Genomic DNA, 16544 nt, shown 5'->3' with positions numbered 1-16544 from the left:
CCTGGTCCCTGCTCTGCGAGGATGTAATGGCCACCGACGTCTTTGGGCATCACCTTCCATCATGAGGCCGCTGCTCGTCGCTGCTCGCCGGGTCGAACGAGCGACGCGGTGCGCTATTACCGTGGCAGAACCTGAATTTCCTGCCGCTGCCACACGGACAGGGCGCGTACGGGCCGCGCCGTTTATCTTCGATTGCGGTAGTCATCATCACGTCAGACGGAGGCCGGCCATCGTGAAGGAGTTTTGCCATGGTCTCCATCGCATGGCGCGACTGGGTGAAGAACAACTCGAGGCCGGAGCACAGATAGTTCTGCCCCGCCTCGCCGTCCCGCGAAAGCGCGAAGCGGTCCTTCGGACATCCGCCATTGCACAGCGCCCTCACTTCGCAGTTCCTGCACTGGGCCGTGAGCGAGTCGCGCTTGTCGAGTCCAAACTTGCGCTGTTCGGGCGACGCCATGAGCTTGAGCATGTGCGTTTCGTGAATATTGCCCAACCGGTATCCGGGTTCGACAAAGTGATCGCAGGAATACAGATCCCCGTTGTACTCGAGGGCGGGGCCGAGGCCGCAGGTCGGAGCGTGGATGCACAACAGATGGCGACCGAAGAAGGCTTCCAGCGTCACATCGAACAGTTGCACGAAGACGCGACCGACGTCGTGGCGCACCCACTCTTCGAAGATGTCCATGAGGAAGAGACCATACTGCTTTGCGCCGACTGAACGTTCGGTGACCAGATTGCCGGTCTGTGTGTACAGCACGCGCTTGTGACCCGCCTGTTCGCTCCAGCCCCGATTTGCCAGTTGAATCGTCTGTTCCGTTGCGCGCTCGATGATCGGAATGAACTGGATCCACTTTGCGCCGAGTTCATCGCGAAAGAAGCGATAGACCGAGCGGCCATGGTGCTGGTTGCCGGAGTTGACCGTACACAGGATGTTGAACTCAACGCCATGCTTGCGCAGCTGGTTCCACCCGCGCATCACCAGATCGAAGGTACCCTGCGCACGACGATCGACGCGAAAGGTGTCGTGGAGTTCACGTGGGCCATCCACACTCAGGCCCACGAGAAAGTCGTACTGCTTGAAGAACTCGCACCATTCGTCGTCGAGAAGAATGCCATTGGTCTGAAAAGTGTGCTTCACAACCTGTCCAGGCTTGCGGTACTTTTCGACGAATTTGACCGCGTGCCTGAAAAATTCGACCTTCATCAGCGTGGGCTCGCCGCCCTGCCAGGCTACGGTGACCTCTGGGGTACGATGCGACTCCAGCAACTGGCGAATGTATGTCTCTAGCGTCGCCTGGGACATCCGATGCTTTTCGTTGGGGTACAGCGCCTCTTTCGACAGGAAGAAGCAATACTTGCAGTCGATGTTACAGGTCGATCCGCTTGGCTTGGCCAGCAAATGGAAGCATGGCGGCGCATCCGGAGGTCGGCTTTCGGCCGCCTGGGTATCGTCATGACTCGATGTTGAAGTACGGGACAGCAACGTGGCCTCCATCGCCGTAATCCCCTATGGTTGTCAGCGTGCCAAAAGACTGCCGACGCCGTCCGCCAGACGGCGCAGTGGGTACGTATCCGAAAGAAGCGAGTCGCAGACACAAACGTGATTGGTATTTAAGTCAGCTTACGTCTGGAAAGCAAACGCAATTTTGTCATTCCCGATACAAACGCATTGCGCGAACTCACCTGTCTGGCTCACGAGGCAGGCCCTCACACCGTTCAAGCATGCAAAGCGTTGAATATCTGTGATGGCGCCGCCATCGTGCTTATAGAAACAAGTACATAAGTATGCATGGGGCGTGCGCTATCCCGGGCAGATTGCCCCATGTCTTCGAAGCGGGGGAATCTCGCAATCGCGCGTGCCATGAACTAGATTAACGCTGAGGCATGTAGGCGCCTTGATCTCCATTTGTGACGGTACCCGGAACTCGCTGCTGCAACCCGGGCCGACAAACCCTTCCGGAGAGTCGCGTGACTAACGTGGAAGCGCGCTCAGCGAACCAACTGGCGGAGGAGCGGACTGACCTCGCGACGAGGCGCACGCTGATGGCGGCCGACCGTACCTTGATGGCGTGGACACGTACCGCGCTTTCGATGATCAGCTTCGGCTTTACGATCTACAAGGTGCTGGAGGGTTTTATGGAAGCGGGCGTTCATCTGGCCCATCCGCATAGTCCTCGAAATGTCGGCGTTTTTCTCACCGGGATGGGCACGGTTTCAATGGTACTGGGAACGATCGAGTACTGGCGAACCATCGTCAGTCTGCGTGTGTATCAGCCAGTCAGCATCTGGCGGCCCGCTTTTTTTGTTGCGCTGGTCATGGCCTGTTCGGGTAGCTTGATCTTCCTAAGCATCATCAGAAGGTTGCTCTGAGCGTACGCGAGACGCCTCGTGCAGCAGTGGCTCCGCCAGCCGAGATCGTGGGTCAATGTCGGATAGATCGCGCTCGGGATCACATGGTCGCTCTACCTATTCGAAGGCGCCGGTGTCGTGACTGAAACCCTGATGATCCTGCTGAAGGTCTCCATTGTCGCGCTTATCGCTTGCGTCGGTGCGGGAACCTCGCCTTCCGAGCTGACCTATCTATGGCGCCGGCCCAGGCTGTTACTACGTTCACTTGCAGCGATGTATCTGCTGGTTCCCCTGGTCGCGTTCGGGCTTGTGCTGATCATGCCCATCGAGCGAGGGGTCAAAGCGGCGATGCTGGTGCTCGCAGTGTCTGCGGGAGCCCCACTGCTTCCCAAAAGACTCAAGAAACTGAACAGTCAGGAATACATCTTTAGCTTGCTGATTACATCCTCGCTCGTCGCCATTGTCGCTGTACCGCTGTGGACGGCATTGCTGGGTGCCTACTTCGACGTCACGGTCGAACTATCCGCAAGCACTGTGGTGTCAGACATTGCTAAAACCATTCTGCTGCCGATCATGATCGGAATGGGGCTCCGTGCCATTTTCCCGACCTGGTCGGAACGGCTGTCGGACCGGGTGATCATGATTGCCGGGGTTGTCCTGGCAGCGTCCGGCATCATCCTGCTGGTCATCCATCGGGAGCATCTGGTGGGTCTCAGCTGGCAAGGCGTGCTCGCGCTCGTGGGACTGATGATCTTCGCGCTGTTCATCGGTCAGCTTCTGGGCGGCCCCAATCGCGATGACCGAACGGCGCTGGCCATTGCCTGCGCAACCCGGCACGTCGGCGTTGCGCTGATCGTCGCAACGGAGTTTGTCGGTGTAAGAACAGCCGTACTTGTCGTTGCGTACTTCGTCACTGCTTTCATCGTTTCGAGTTTCTATCTAACCTGGCGACGACGATAGTCCTCAAGCGGATGGCCGCGACAGGATTGAACAGTGTCTTGGCCTCGTGCATTCGTGTCATGTCTTTGTTGACCATAGAGTGCCCTACGAGTCAAAAGCGACGACAGGCGACGCTGAACGACTTCCACAGCAAGCGAGCCGCTCAAGGCTTCACAGGTGACCACGAGCTGTCGGGATCGAAGGACTCGAGCCGTGACGCAATGCGTGCGGTTTGCGGGCCGAGGTTTTTCTCATGAAGCTTGCCGTCCTGATTAACAAGGAAAGTCACGACGCCTGTCGTGCCGTATGTGACCGGCCACGCGACGAGTTGCGCGAACGCCAACTATCGGCCAGCAGTACGCATTCCCCAAACCTGCCGGAAAGCCAGGGACGGCCGCAGCACGCTGGAACCTCACAGACGAGATATGCGCAACTCGGCCTTTGCTGACGTCAGATTGACCAAAGGCGCGATCACCATGCCGAATGCCATCTCGTCAGGTATGAGCGGTCACTGCCGCCGCTATTCGGCGGCGGCAGTACGCCACACGAGCAGCAGGCTGCCTTTGTTACTGTGCGGGTGGCTGACCCGAGGAAAGTATCGTCTTCAGCTTTGTGCCGCCAATGGATTCGCAATTGGAAGGCTTCGGATCGGTCCATTGCACCGCGACGCCACGGACGACGGGCCGGACCATACGCCAAGGCCAGAAGCCGAAGCGCTGTGATCCGTTGTACTCGACAATTGCGTCTGCTCCTCGTACTTGGGCGTACTCCGCCATCTTCGGGAGAATGTCCTGAACACTGCCGTACGAACCCTTGCCGATCTTGATGTTCTTGATGACCTTGTATTTCTGACTCGCAGGCGGGAGGTGTGCGAAGAAACAGAATTCACCGAGGTCGCTGTGAAGATCGCTCGTCGGGACTTCGTGGCCTTTGGAGATGTCTACTTCAGCATCGGGCGTGGCATCCGATGCCGGTTCCGCTGAATGGGCGGTATTCGCGGCGATGCCGATAGCGAACAATGATGCGATCAACGGAACTACGAATTGCCGTGCAGGGTTCATGAGTGGTCTCAACGATTCGCGCCGGGTTAGCGTCTTATTGTGGAGACGGGATAGTAAGCGACTGTAAGCCTGCCGACCACTATGAGGTGTTGTGCGTACGCATCGGTTGCGCGAGGTGGCTTGCTTGTGATCAAGCTGGCGGGCGCACACCGCCGCGCGAGCGACGAAAATGATCGGGAAGCAGATAGCTCAAGAACCGCGTATTGTATCCCGCATCTCAAACCTGAATCGATTCCATGTACGCTACTCGCCATGATCGGGCGCGCGCGGTCACGATTGCCGCCGCCTTTTTTATGCTCACACTGACAGGCTGCGCGTCCTCGTCGCTGGATTCGCAAAATTCATCGCGTGATTCGCAATCGCAAGGTGCCAACGCGACGTCGCTCGATGCCGCCATCAATGGATCGCAGCGTAGCAGTCAGGCGCGTGCGCGCGACGTCTACCGTCATCCGGAAGAAACGCTGCAGTTCTTTGACCTCGGTCCAACGCAGGCGGTATTGGAGATCGCCCCGGGAGGAGGATGGTATTCAGACATACTTGCGCCCTACTTGCGCAACGCGGGGCAGCTTTACGAGGCGCAATATCGCAGCACGTCCGCCGATCTCGCCGCTGAAGACAGCGCGACCGATGCAGCTTATCGGCGCAAGCTCGCGAACGCTCCATCGATCTACGGGAACGTCGTCGTCGGCACATTGCACGCAGGCCAGTTCAGCGGCTTCGACGCGAATGAGAAATTCGACCGTGTCCTTACCTTTCGAAACATCCATAACTGGATCAAGGACGGGCAATTCGATGCGAACCTGCGCGCGTTCAACGGCGCGTTGAAGCATGGCGGCGAACTTGGCGTTGAAGAGCACCGCGCACGGCCAGGAGCGACTGTGCAACAAATGATCGATTCCGGTTATGTGACTGAAGCGTTCGTCATCGAGCACGCACAGGCAGCCGGCTTCGTTCTGGTTGCGCGCAGCGAGATCAACGCGAATCCGAAAGATACAAAGGACTATCCGCACGGCGTGTGGTCGCTGCCGCCTACTTATCAAGGCGGTGACGTCGACAAGTCACGCTTTGCTGCGATCGGGGAATCGGATCGCATGACGCTCAAGTTCGTCAAGCCTTAGCGATCGTATGTGTCGTGACAGCGGGAGAAAGGGCTAGGCAAGGTTGTGACATACGCTCACGCAACTCTTCCGGTATCGCGGTTGACGACGTGCGCGAATTGAAGCGGGTTCTGCGTGAGCGCGTTACGCAGGAATGCGGGGCGCACGTCGATGCTTGCCAGTTCGTGCCGGTTGAACCACGCGAATTCGAGCTTGCGGCCCTGTTCGTTGCCTGCGTGGCGCATGGAGAAATCGAGGATGCGGGCGTCGGGCGGTACCTCGGTGGCGAAGTACACGCCGACTTCGTGATGTGGGCGACCACCACTTGTGAAGAAGTTTTCGACGATCCAGAGCAAGCGCCCCACTTTCACCTGAATATCCAGTTCCTCGCGCATCTCGCGCGCGACGGCCGTGGCCGCGTCCTCGCCCGCCTCGACGCGGCCGCCTGGCAACGACCAGTATTCGTCGCCGTCCAGCATGTGCAGGAGGACGTGGTCGCGTGTCGTGATGACGGCGACGGCGCGGAAGTTGAAGCGGTGGCCGTCGGTGTCGAAGGAGATCATGGGGTTGTGTGCATGCGCGGGTGTTGAGGATGCGCTATTTCGCCGGAAATGGCGGCGATGTGCAAGCTCGGGGCGTATGCGTTGCCAGGGGCTGGCGGGGTCGGTCGAGGGAGTGGCGAAGGCACATCGGTGATCAGGGACCGGAGATATTGCCACGCTCGACGACTTCTCCCTATGGGATGAAGTCGCCAAAGCGTGAGCTCATTACCTGTGAGCGCGGCTGCCAAGTAGCGCGTCGGAACGATTGGAAAATTTCCCTGGCCTTTACGTGAAGATCTTCGTCGGTTCCGCTCAGCTTTGCGGCAGTGGTGTGGCCGCGCGTTTGCCTGCTTCAAGCTCTGCCTTTGGCAAAGGCGGCGGCCCGTTGTCCTTCGCCAGGTTCGCCGCGCCTGGTGAACGGCTCACGAAGATGCGCGAAGGCAGCACGAAGCCCTTGAGCGCAAGCAGTTCGAGCGGACCCTTGCCCACGTCGGTGCGCATCATGTAGCCCAGCGCGTGCGTGTCGCTGCCCAGCGCTGGCTTGCCGGGCTCCTGCGCGATGAGCGTGTCGATGTCGTAGGCGGGGTCGCTCGCGGACTTCGCAGCCGCCGGCCTGATTTCACGCACGAAGGGCGAAGCCTGCCAGGTCAGCATGTACGTCGCGCTGTCGACGGGTTCGACGCGCGCGCGTTCGAGCATCCGCACGAATGCCCAGCGTCCGTCGAACTCCAGGCTGCGGTTCGTGCCCGCCTTCTCCGTCTGCCATTCGAGGCGCGTGCCCGTTCTCTGCGGATCGTTCGACGGCCAGTTCATCGGTTGCCAGGTTTCCTGCTGGTTGAAATAGTGCAGCTTCTGGCCATCGACAGTGAGCAGCGTATCCGTGATGCCCGGCGACGGCACCGGTTTGAACTCGACGCGATACTGCGGCTCGCCTTGTACGAGCAGGTGCCCGGCGATGCGTTGCAGCGTGTTGATAGCGGTTAGGAACGAAGGATCGAAAACAAGCGACGACGTCGCCGTAGTGACGGGCATCCACTGATCGCCCTGCAACTCCAGCACGCCCGCGAGCTGGCTCGCGAGAAACGCGGAGATCAGGCCGCCTTGCGGTCGCAGGAAGCGCGCGAGTTCGGGCAGCGAGGCGTCGTTGGCGGTGCTGGCGAAGGGATAGCGTCCCGCGAACGAGCGGCTCCACGCCGAGACGATGCTCTGCTGCCAGGCTTCGTTCAGGCTCGCCTGGGCGGGCTGCAAGACAGTCTGCAAGGCCTGCGCGACAGGGCGCACGAACAGCGCATCGCCCATCCCCGCCCATTGCGCGCCGAGGCTCGCGGCGATCAGGCGGGCGTAGGACTGCGTGTCGGCGAGTTCCGAGCCCTTGCCCTGGAAGAGGGTTTGCGCGACCTGTCTCGCCTGGGCGTCGGCGTCGGGGCTGTCGCCGATCTGCTGTAGTCGCAGGCGCAAGGTCGTGACGCGTTCCAGGTAGCGCTGCAGGCTCAGGTCGCTGTAGCTGGCTGTCGTTTTGTTGCCTGATGACGGCGCATCGCCGCCGGTGCCCTGTGCGACGAGGCGCAACACGGGACCGAACGACGGTCCGAGCGGTCCAGCGGGATCGGGTCGGACTGCCTGCGGTTCATCGGTCTTGCCGCCGCCGAAGATGTTCTGCGCCTTCGTGACGAGCGTGTCGGACAACGAGGTTTTCTGGGCGCCGGCGCCGCCCTGATACTCGAGCGATTTCATCAGGGCGATCAGTGGCGACTGGCGCGCGTCAGCCATGGCCTTGAGCTGGCCGATGGCGGCGGGCATCGACGGTGCGCTCTCCCACTGGATCGTGTTCATGAAGGCCTGCCAGTGTTCGGCGTAGTCGGCGAAGTAGTGGCTGGTGAGTGCGGCCTTCAGGGCCTCGGATGATGAGGCGGTCTGCGTCTGCTGCGTTCCGCTTGTTGTGCTGGCGCCCGTAAGCACCCAGTCGCTGGCGGTGCCGTTGTGTTTTGCGGCATCGTCGATGGCCTGCGCGATCGTGCCTTCCCACGCCTCGCGCGTGAATACGCCGGGGACCGAGGCAGAGGTGCGGAACAGGCCGCGTGTGTCGGTGCCTGCGGTCAGAGAGGCGAGCGTCTGGTCCGGATACTTCCTGCCGACGGACGCGACGATGTCCTGATAGATCGTGTCTTCGGAGTTCTTCACGCCGATCACGGCGAGCAGTGTCTGACGCGAGCCGTTGATGAGGTCGTCGCGGGCGTCGACGCGCCATTCGGGATGCTGCTTCAGATGATCCGCGTAGAAGCCGAGCAGACGCTGCGAGAGGTCGAGCTTCTCGCCTGGCGGCAGGTCGGCGGCGATGCTCCAGTAGTGCGGCAGCAATGGGGTCATGAAAGACGGATCGGCGCGTGCGGGCTCCGACATCATCAGATAGGTCTTCAAGGTCTTGTGACCGTCCTGCGCAAGCTGGCTCGTCTGGTTATCGAGCTGGGTGGTCTGCATCTGGTTCAGATCGACCAGTTGCGCTTCGAGGTTCTGCTGTACGGGTGCGATCAGCGTGTCGCGGGCGGCGCGTGAGTAGGGTTTCCAGACGGCGGCGAGTGTTTGTGCGTCATGGTTCAGGCCGAAGCGGGTTAGAAGCGGCGCGTGGTGCTGGACGCGGTCTTCGTACAGTGCGATGCGTTGCTGGAGTGCAAGCAGGTTGCGCAGGCGCGCGGCGACGTCCTGTGCGGTGTTCAGGTTGCGCACGGCTTCGCGGGTGAGGACAAGGTCGTGGGTGTTGGTGGCGGTGGAGAGGAGCAGGCCTGTGGTCCATAGCGCGATGGCTGCGAATGTTGCCGTCGAGAATACTGTGACGGGGTGCAGGCCGATGCGGTGGCCGCCTGTGCGGAGGGCGTCGGTGGCGAGGTAGTGCCAGAGGGCGGCGTCCAGTTCTTTGTTACCCGCCGGCGGATGCGTGGTGAAGAACACCCCACGCACTCCCACTGCGCGACGCAGGCGCGAATTGATGCCTGCGATCCAGTTCGACAGCGCCGCGATGCGGCCGTCGAGATACTCCGACATAAGGCCTGTATAACGGTCGCTGTCGTCGCGGCCGATCTGTGCGATGCCGAGGTTGGTCAGGCGTATGTTCAAACCGCCAAGTGCTGTGCCGATAGCGTGCGCATCAGCCGCGTTAGGTAACTCGCATCCGATAACTGGCGTCGTGATCGGCGCTCTGGCCGAGAGTTCAGCCTGGTCGAGCACGTACACGGGCGCGGACCAGTGCAGCGTATTCATGATGCGCACGAGATTCATCGCCCACCCCGTTGTGCTGCGCGCGGTGTCAGGCAGCGGCGCGGTTCCATCGAGCGCGAGCACCATTGCATCGATCGGGCGGGCACGACGCAGCCGACGGATCTGGCGCAGCCACAACTCATCGGGCTGGCCTTCCGTTCCCGCTCCGCCCCATAGCAACACGACATCATCCGTGATGAGCCAGCCTCGTTCGGCCACTTCGGGCAGCAACCGGCGAACGGTGGGCGCATCGCCGGTGACAAGTAGCCAGGTATGGGTGTAGGCCCAACGGAACCGCCGCGACTGCTGAAGCTGGAAGCGCAGATCCTTCGCCCATCCCACAGCGCGTGCGGCACTCTGCTCTGCCTCTTGAGTGACCTTATCCGCCGGAACGGGTGGCTCGATCCCCTGCTCCCTTGACGCTTGCTGTACGGCGAGCTGGATCTGTCGGCGTCGCGGCAGGACATACGCGAGTGCGCCCGCGATCAGCACAGTCGTCCAGACGATAATTTGTCGGTATCGAGTAACCCATGCAGCCAGATCCTTCGTATCAACAGTGAACAGGATCACGCCGGCAAGGATGGCGATGATCGCTCCGGCGATCAGACACCGGCCTACGATGTGTTTCTTCAACGTCAAGTTTGTATTTCCTCTTGCGGCGAGTGAGGCTGTGCTGACGCGATCATGCACAGGTTCAAAGGCTCATTCTCCGACTCACGCCAGGCGACAAGATGTGGCCCTGTTCCCTGTGCAGCCTCCAGTGCGGTGGCAAGCGCGATCCAGCTGCTCGCGGGCCCTGGTTTGCCCACGACGTTGTCAAGCTGCCGCTCGATCACTGGTATCTTGGGATCGGGCGCCAGCGCAGAAGTGATAGCGACCGACTCGTCGTCGCACCTGGTGAACCAGACGTGCGTCGCTGTATCCAGCTGTAGTTGCATGTCGACAAGCTGAGCCAGATCTCCTTCGAGCGTAGCGCTTGCGACGATCATCGGCCTGTAGATGTAACCCGCCGGCGTGGCGGCAGGATCAATCAGAAGAACTGCGGCGCTCTCACTGAAGTTGTGCTCCTTCTGACCGTTCGGCCAGATCTGTACGGCGATGACGAGGTGCGGCACGGCATCGTTGAGATCAACCTGCTCCGCGAGCCACCGTGCGCAGCCCACTGCCCGCTCGGCCACGACGGTGAAGTTGCAATTTGGCGCGATCTTGCCAAAAGTAGTTCTGGCCTCCTCTTTCCACGCGTTTGCAAATGCGAGTGATGCATCGTCAAGCAGAAGCTTGATGGACATCGCCCGTCTGTCCGCGAGCGTTGCCTGTAACCCGCTGGCGATGCGGTCTAACAATTCCTGGCGTCGCGGCGCATCGGTCTGCCCTTTCGTCCATGGGAACGCTTTCGCGCGCCCTGTGTTCACGGGCAGATCTGCATCGGCATCGCTCAGTTGCGGCGTGCGCGTCAGGATCGGAAGAACTGCCAGTGCGGTGGTGATTTGAAGTCGACGACGGCACCACCCTCGCCATAGCGACACGATCCGCTCTTGCTCACGCTCGGCCTCTTCGGCAATCGTCTGCTCGCGCTCCCAGCGATCGAGCCGGATACCGTACGCAAGCACGCAAGCGACTAGCGGGATACCGACGAACAGCACCCAGAATTGGAAGCCCTGAGTTGGCCTGCCATGCGGCCATAGCAGTAGCAAGCCGCTAGCCGTTCCAACGGCTAATGCCGTGAGCGTGGACAGCCACAGGCGGAAGGATATCGGCTCAGGTCGTCCGATTTTTTTGAATGTTGGGATCGGCCAGGGCATGAATCGATAAATTCAAAATCTGCACGTTTACTAATGCTGAAGAAATGGCGCAGTTCGCAATAAACTTTCCATCACAGCCTTATTTAACCAAATAGTCGAATGCACGAGGCCATCTCAGACCGAGTCATTCTATGCATTCAGGTTTATCACGTATCAATGACGGTCCAACACTGCATCATTAGGGTGCGTAAAATTCTCCATCATCTGGATTTTTGGTGATGTGCCATAGCAGATGACCATTTCGAATTGCAATTCTTGCTTTTCCATTTTTTGCGCCGAAAAATGAGGAAAAATGGACCGTTGCCGACTGCCCCGTGCGATCAATGATTCCATCGATGTTTGGGTTTCCCTTGTCATCACAATCCGTCCTGTTGCCATTTCGGGCGACAGCGCAATATTGCCCTTCGAGAACATTTCCATGAGCGTTAAGCTCAATCGAAAAGGTTCTAGTACTCGGAGCGATGCTCCAATTCCAGTTACCTTCAAATGAACTGGCATATACACGCCCACTGCCACCGACAGCAATAAGAATACATCCAAAATAAAATGCATTCATTTTCAAAATTCTTACTCCCTGCAGTTCGAGCGGGAATCGGTCTATTCGCTTATTCATTCAAGAGCTTCAAATTTTCGACTCTTGTCCACGCTGGATTACTACGAGCACTTCCTCGATCGGTGACACTTTCAATCGTGATTCTAGGCTGACCTTAAGAACATCCCAGCGCGCTACGTTCATCGCATCTCAACTGCCCAATGATTTTCGACATATTATCAACGATTTGTGACTGGCATTTAATCTGCACCACCTCATTACCATTCTCAGAGACGGTTACACCATAGCGAAGAATTGGTCCTTCGGCAGAGTCGTAATCTCTAAACACCGAATACTCGTATCCTGCGGTTACGAAACTGATCCTTGTGTAATCCACGTTTGATCGAAAATAATGATTGAAGAAGAATCCATTTTCGCCTCCTTGCTTCCCCGAATATGAAAGCTCGATTCTTTCCGGTCTACCATATCGGTAAGAGACCGAATGAGTACGCTTATCCAGACATAATTCAATGATTTTTAACCTTTCGGTAGAGCATGAGAAAACCACCGATTCCGTCGGCGTACATAGGAAAGTTGAAGCTTGGGCCGCCCCGTAAATCGTAGTAGCCAACAAAACAAGAAAACGAGTTCCATTTTTCGCGGACTTCATGCCTCACCAAACTCCCAAGAATTTCGTTGGATCACCGAGCCCTTTCCATTTACGCATGGCCGTCTTTTCCAGCTTTCTGATCAGCACTCCCGTGCTCACGGTCGCTGCAATGATGATGAATTTCTTCTCGCCGCCGAACAGCTGCTAGGTTTAGAAATGGGATTTCCTCTGCACTATCACGAAATTACAGCTGAGTTCAATTCATATATTCGGTTCGATATCCGTTGAATTTACTTCCATCAAAGTCAAAGCAAAAAGTTCCATTCGTTGTTGCGCGATATACGAGGATGGAACCATCAATGCACACCCTGTTACTACCCCCGGAGAATGTCAATCTCGGTTTTCTTATTGTTTGAGAATTTCCCATGTCGATTCGACCGGAAAAATAATCGAACGGCATGGGATAGACAATTCCGGTTAGCGCATCAATGACAACAACACTATCTCCATAAATATCAGATTGCCTCCATTCTTTTATTTTCAAAAGAATGTAATGACCATTAAAATTTACCGAACGGTTGGCGATGGCTTGCTTTATTTTCACAATATGTCGCTCATCACAAAAATTGACTGGGGAGTATAGAAAAGAACATCCGTCATGTGCATAGTCAATTTCAATATGATCGAGCAAATGATTTGACGTGATTGCCAAAAATTTAGCATCAGAACTATTCAAATGAATGAAAAGTAAAATAATTAGTACAAAAATTCGAAAAATATATCTCATGATCACCCACAGCCAATGAGCAATGTGAACAGTAAACATCATTTACGCATGCACTCTGAGGTGCATTCAATCGCTCGGAGTCATGCCGTCAATTCAAATCGAAAAATAAAAAGATCAAATCACTCGACAGAACAATCGGAACTCACTGGAACTTCTCACAACGATTGATCGTTTTAGTTATTGATTTAATCTCTTTTCCGCCATCGGTCAGAGAGAAAATCCTTTCTCGACACTCTTCTTTGAGCGCCCCACCCTGTTCGATATGATACTGCGCTACGAGCATTGCGCTGTCGGCCCGACTTATAAGATCAGTTATATAAACCCGGCCATCAGCGGTCTTCAGAGGGCGTCCGGCCTGGTTTGAAAACATATCGAGAACATCTGATTCAGAACCATTTTCAAGATCTGAAAAAGTGTAATATCGACAGTCGGCTCCGCAACTATGAGTCCCAATGTGATATCTCCCCGCAAAATTTATCACCGGAGCAGACACCATTTTTCCCATGTCATCACGCCAATCGCCATCTATTTTCTTATAATAAGTTGGCAACTTTAATTCACCCTGGTAAATCTTAGCAGGATAGTCCGAAAATTTTGGCAAAACTATGCCATCAACCGCATAGGCAAAATTATATACAGTAGTTGCGAAAAACAGCACTGTCCGAAATAAATTTCTCATCACAGTCTCATTTAATCAGATCATCGAGCCCACCGATCGGCACCGCCAAATCGCTCTTCCCAGATAGTTCATCATTTAGATATTCGGAAAATTTCGCGTTTACTGTACTCATCCCGACACCGCCTTGACCATAATCATTCCCCGGCAAACTCGCCCACTCAAGATTCGATCTATCGTCAATAACTGCCCTCTGAATTTCTCCCTTCTTTATATCTTCCAATGCGCGACGCTTGTATTTCAGAAGAATAACGCAATATCTATCCTGCGAAATCGGCGTAAAATCTGAAATCTTGTATTGCCTCCGATACGCAACAAATGCGGGATCGTCCCAGTTATATCCCATCACCTGATACGCACCGGCAGCAGTAGATCGCAAGGTTTTACCTTTACTGTTTGTCCGAGTTATAAGTATTCGAGGGTGATCACTGAAATCACGACTATAGTCTTTGATAAACGATTGCCCACCGAACAATCGCTCGTAGCCGATGGGACTTTCCGTACCCTCCCCGACTCGAATCATTCTTAAGAACGCGCGGACCCTTGCTTCCTCGAGGGTCAAAGCGGCGCCGGCAGCCCCTGTGAAGTTTCCAATCAACCCAATCGGATGGATATGCCACACCTCCGGACCAGCCGGAAAGCCCTTCACAGCCTTCACCGCATCCCACCATTGCAGCCTTTTTATACGCTCAAGCTCCGCCTGCCAGACGTATTTGCCGTCACCCATCAGCTTGGATAACCCCTCCCACTTCCGCATATCGCCGCCCCATTCACTTTCATAGCGAACGATCAGATGCGAGACTGCCTCGGCGAGCCAAGGGACCGTCAGGGCGTTCTTCAAATCAGCGGGTGTTACGTTCCCGTTGCCGTCCCCTTGCCGCTTAGCCGCCTTTTCCAGTTTCCCGATCAACGGTCCGGCATTCACTGTTGCCGCAACGACACTGAACTCCTCCTCCTCGCCATCAAGCAACTGCTTCGCCTCGAAGAGGTTGCGCCTGTACAAGTCCAGCAGCGGAATGCTGGTCGTATCGACCGTATCGAACCCCGGCCACGCCCACGGGCTTTGCCACTGCGTGTCGGGGTGATCCTTCTCGCACACCCAGCCCAGGATCGTCGAACCGTCAGCGTTACCCGCCGCGATCGACCACCACTGCGCGCCGCCCTTGTCCTGATCGTCGACCGCTTTGCCGTTGTCGGTCGACTGCTCAAGCTGCGCGCGAGAAAGGACCTGTTGGTATCCGACGGCTGGTCCCTGCGCACTGGCGATCTGTAGCGGGAAATCCGACCAGGTATGGACAACTGCCCCGGCTACCTTGCCTGCATACTGCCGCTCAACCCAGAGAGGACTACCCACGGGCGTCTTGCTGACCTGTGGGGCGCGACCGCGCACGCGCCCAACCGACTGAGGCCCCGACCTGGTCGGCTGCACCTTGGCCCAGCATCCCTTGCCTGGATCGCCCTTCGCCAGTTCCAGTTTGAGGCCCGCCAACTGAGCGTTGCTCTGCGGATCGGGACATTTGACGAGCTTCGCGCCCTGTTGGATCACGAGCAACGTTCTGCCGCTCTCGGGCAATTTCTTCGCCCGATCCTGACTCTTGCTGATGAAACTCTCGATCTGGGCTCCGCTGAATACCTCGACGTGAAGCAGCGATCGCTTCGGTGTCGGCGGCATCACCTGCGAATGGCTGGAGTTCTGGTACTCGCCCAGATAGCCCATCACGTCGCCCGCCTTGACCGGATACGGCTTGTCGAGCACGACCACCGTATCCAGCGGCTTGGGATCGACGACCACATCAAGCGCGTCGAGATTGACCCAGCCCGTCACGGCGCGCGGATCAGGTGTCGCGCCAGCGACGGCAGCAACCGGCGACCCCTTGAGAATCTTCGCGATTTGCGCCCAGCCGGCCACGGCACTTCCTACAACGTTTAGTTCGCCACCTCGCGGCAGCAGACCGATCACGGTTCCATCAGCCCGGTCCAGGATGCGGACGCCCTGGACACCCTGCGGTGCGTCTGCCGCACTGGCGGCATCAGCTAGCGGCAATGCATATCGGACCTTGCTGTCGGCATACGGAGCAAGCGCACCGAGACTGTCGGGCGATGGCCCGGCCGCAACGCCTCCCAGTTGTGCGCCGTCGCCGAGAGCGTGGACATTCGAACCCGCTGAAGCCAGATCGAACCGGAACGGCGTATTGCGCTGCGGAGGTTGTACCTGCCGATCTCCCGCCTTGCCGCCGACAAGGAAATGTCGGTCGCCTTGCCAAAATGGAAGCGGGTGGATGGATAGCGCAGATGAACTACCGGCATCTGCCTGCACCGCCTGATAACCTGCCCAATCAAGCTGGTGCATGTATAAGCTGTAGAACTCCAGCACCTCGTCGGCAGGCGGTTGGTAAGTCTGCGTGCCGCTGGCGGTAGTCGCAGATGCACTCGATGCGGGTGAAGCCTTCGTTGATGACGTGCCCGATGTCTCCGGCTCCGGCGGCAGCACGAGCTTGTGACGCATCAGCACAAAACCCGTCGAATACAGCGCATGGCGGGGAGGCGTGGTCGGATAGGTCAGCTCAGGATACGTAGCGTCCAGCCGATAGGCCACGACCTCGCCATCGGCGATCGCCTGAACACCCTTACCCTGCGTTAACGCGCCACCGGTGCCGACGTCGAAATGAACGCCGCCGTGAAACATGCCGTTAGCCCCGAGTGGATAAAATCCGCCATCACCACTGGCCAACGCCTTGAGCCACGTCCGCGGATCAGCCGGATTGCCATTCTTAGGCGCAAACGGGAAGCTCCAGTTCAGGGGTTGCCACTGCGGTGGCTGCGTTGCAGGCGCGGCCGGTTTGGCAGGATGAGTCGAATGATTCCGATGACTAACCATTTGATCTTGTCCGTATCGC

General features: G+C 57.5%; 14 protein-coding genes. 3 read left to right on the top strand and 11 right to left on the bottom strand.

What is annotated here, in order from left to right; genetic code table 11:
• Nucleotides 1-49: 49 nt before the first annotated feature.
• Nucleotides 50-1495 carry an anaerobic sulfatase maturase gene (locus C2L65_RS31595; RefSeq protein ID WP_081921448.1) on the bottom strand — a complete coding sequence of 482 codons (1446 nt, stop codon included), beginning with the start codon at nt 1493-1495 and terminating at the stop codon, nt 50-52.
• Nucleotides 1496-1968: 473 nt separating this feature from the next.
• Here C2L65_RS31595 and C2L65_RS31590 point away from each other — a divergent pair, with 473 nt between their 5' ends.
• On the top strand, nt 1969-2370 hold the full coding sequence (locus C2L65_RS31590) for a YidH family protein (protein WP_208647228.1): 402 nt from the start codon (nt 1969-1971) through the stop codon (nt 2368-2370).
• 117 nt (nt 2371-2487) lie between these two features.
• The gene (locus C2L65_RS31585; protein WP_156132409.1) at nt 2488-3309 is read left to right on the top strand and encodes a bile acid:sodium symporter family protein; all 822 of its coding nucleotides are present in this window, start codon (nt 2488-2490) and stop codon (nt 3307-3309) included.
• Between the two features lie 142 nt (nt 3310-3451).
• Here the strand turns inward: C2L65_RS31585 and C2L65_RS31580 are convergent, their stop codons facing one another.
• Together C2L65_RS31580 and C2L65_RS31575 are read right to left on the bottom strand one after the other, a co-directional pair.
• Complete coding sequence (locus tag C2L65_RS31580; protein WP_042315346.1) at nt 3452-3631, bottom strand: DUF2950 family protein; 180 nt, start codon at nt 3629-3631, stop codon at nt 3452-3454.
• A gap of 223 nt (nt 3632-3854) precedes the next feature.
• Complete coding sequence (locus tag C2L65_RS31575; protein ID WP_042315344.1) at nt 3855-4349, bottom strand: hypothetical protein; 495 nt, start codon at nt 4347-4349, stop codon at nt 3855-3857.
• Between the two features lie 236 nt (nt 4350-4585).
• Here C2L65_RS31575 and C2L65_RS31570 point away from each other — a divergent pair, with 236 nt between their 5' ends.
• Nucleotides 4586-5467: a class I SAM-dependent methyltransferase gene (locus C2L65_RS31570; RefSeq protein WP_042315342.1), complete on the top strand. Its 882-nt coding sequence runs from the start codon at nt 4586-4588 to the stop codon at nt 5465-5467.
• A 56-nt stretch (nt 5468-5523) separates the two neighbouring features.
• Here the strand turns inward: C2L65_RS31570 and C2L65_RS31565 are convergent, their stop codons facing one another.
• From C2L65_RS31565 to C2L65_RS31535, 8 genes are all read right to left on the bottom strand, one after another.
• Entirely contained in the window at nt 5524-6009 is a 486-nt protein-coding gene (locus tag C2L65_RS31565) for an NUDIX hydrolase (protein WP_042315340.1), read from the bottom strand.
• Between the two features lie 291 nt (nt 6010-6300).
• Complete coding sequence (locus C2L65_RS31560; protein ID WP_042315339.1) at nt 6301-9879, bottom strand: ImcF-related family protein; 3579 nt, start codon at nt 9877-9879, stop codon at nt 6301-6303.
• Nucleotides 9876-11042, bottom strand: a complete 1167-nt coding sequence (locus tag C2L65_RS31555; protein WP_042315338.1) for a hypothetical protein — start codon at nt 11040-11042, stop codon at nt 9876-9878. The genes C2L65_RS31560 and C2L65_RS31555 overlap by 4 nt, the downstream gene beginning before the upstream one ends.
• A 178-nt stretch (nt 11043-11220) precedes the next feature.
• On the bottom strand, nt 11221-11655 hold the full coding sequence (locus tag C2L65_RS45720) for a hypothetical protein (RefSeq protein WP_156132408.1): 435 nt from the start codon (nt 11653-11655) through the stop codon (nt 11221-11223).
• A gap of 94 nt (nt 11656-11749) precedes the next feature.
• Entirely contained in the window at nt 11750-12244 is a 495-nt protein-coding gene (locus C2L65_RS45715) for a hypothetical protein (protein WP_156132407.1), read from the bottom strand.
• A gap of 196 nt (nt 12245-12440) precedes the next feature.
• Complete coding sequence (locus C2L65_RS31545) at nt 12441-13013, bottom strand: hypothetical protein (protein WP_233446687.1); 573 nt, start codon at nt 13011-13013, stop codon at nt 12441-12443.
• A gap of 100 nt (nt 13014-13113) precedes the next feature.
• Complete coding sequence (locus C2L65_RS31540) at nt 13114-13650, bottom strand: hypothetical protein (protein WP_042315335.1); 537 nt, start codon at nt 13648-13650, stop codon at nt 13114-13116.
• Between the two features lie 7 nt (nt 13651-13657).
• The gene (locus C2L65_RS31535) at nt 13658-16525 is read right to left on the bottom strand and encodes a glycoside hydrolase family 24 protein (protein WP_042315334.1); all 2868 of its coding nucleotides are present in this window, start codon (nt 16523-16525) and stop codon (nt 13658-13660) included.
• Nucleotides 16526-16544: the final 19 nt, after the last annotated feature.

It is taken from the genome of Paraburkholderia terrae, assembly GCF_002902925.1.
Lineage (GTDB): Bacteria > Pseudomonadota > Gammaproteobacteria > Burkholderiales > Burkholderiaceae > Paraburkholderia > Paraburkholderia terrae.
Note: the sequence above shows the minus strand (reverse complement) of the source record. Positions and strands in the feature narration are given on the sequence as shown.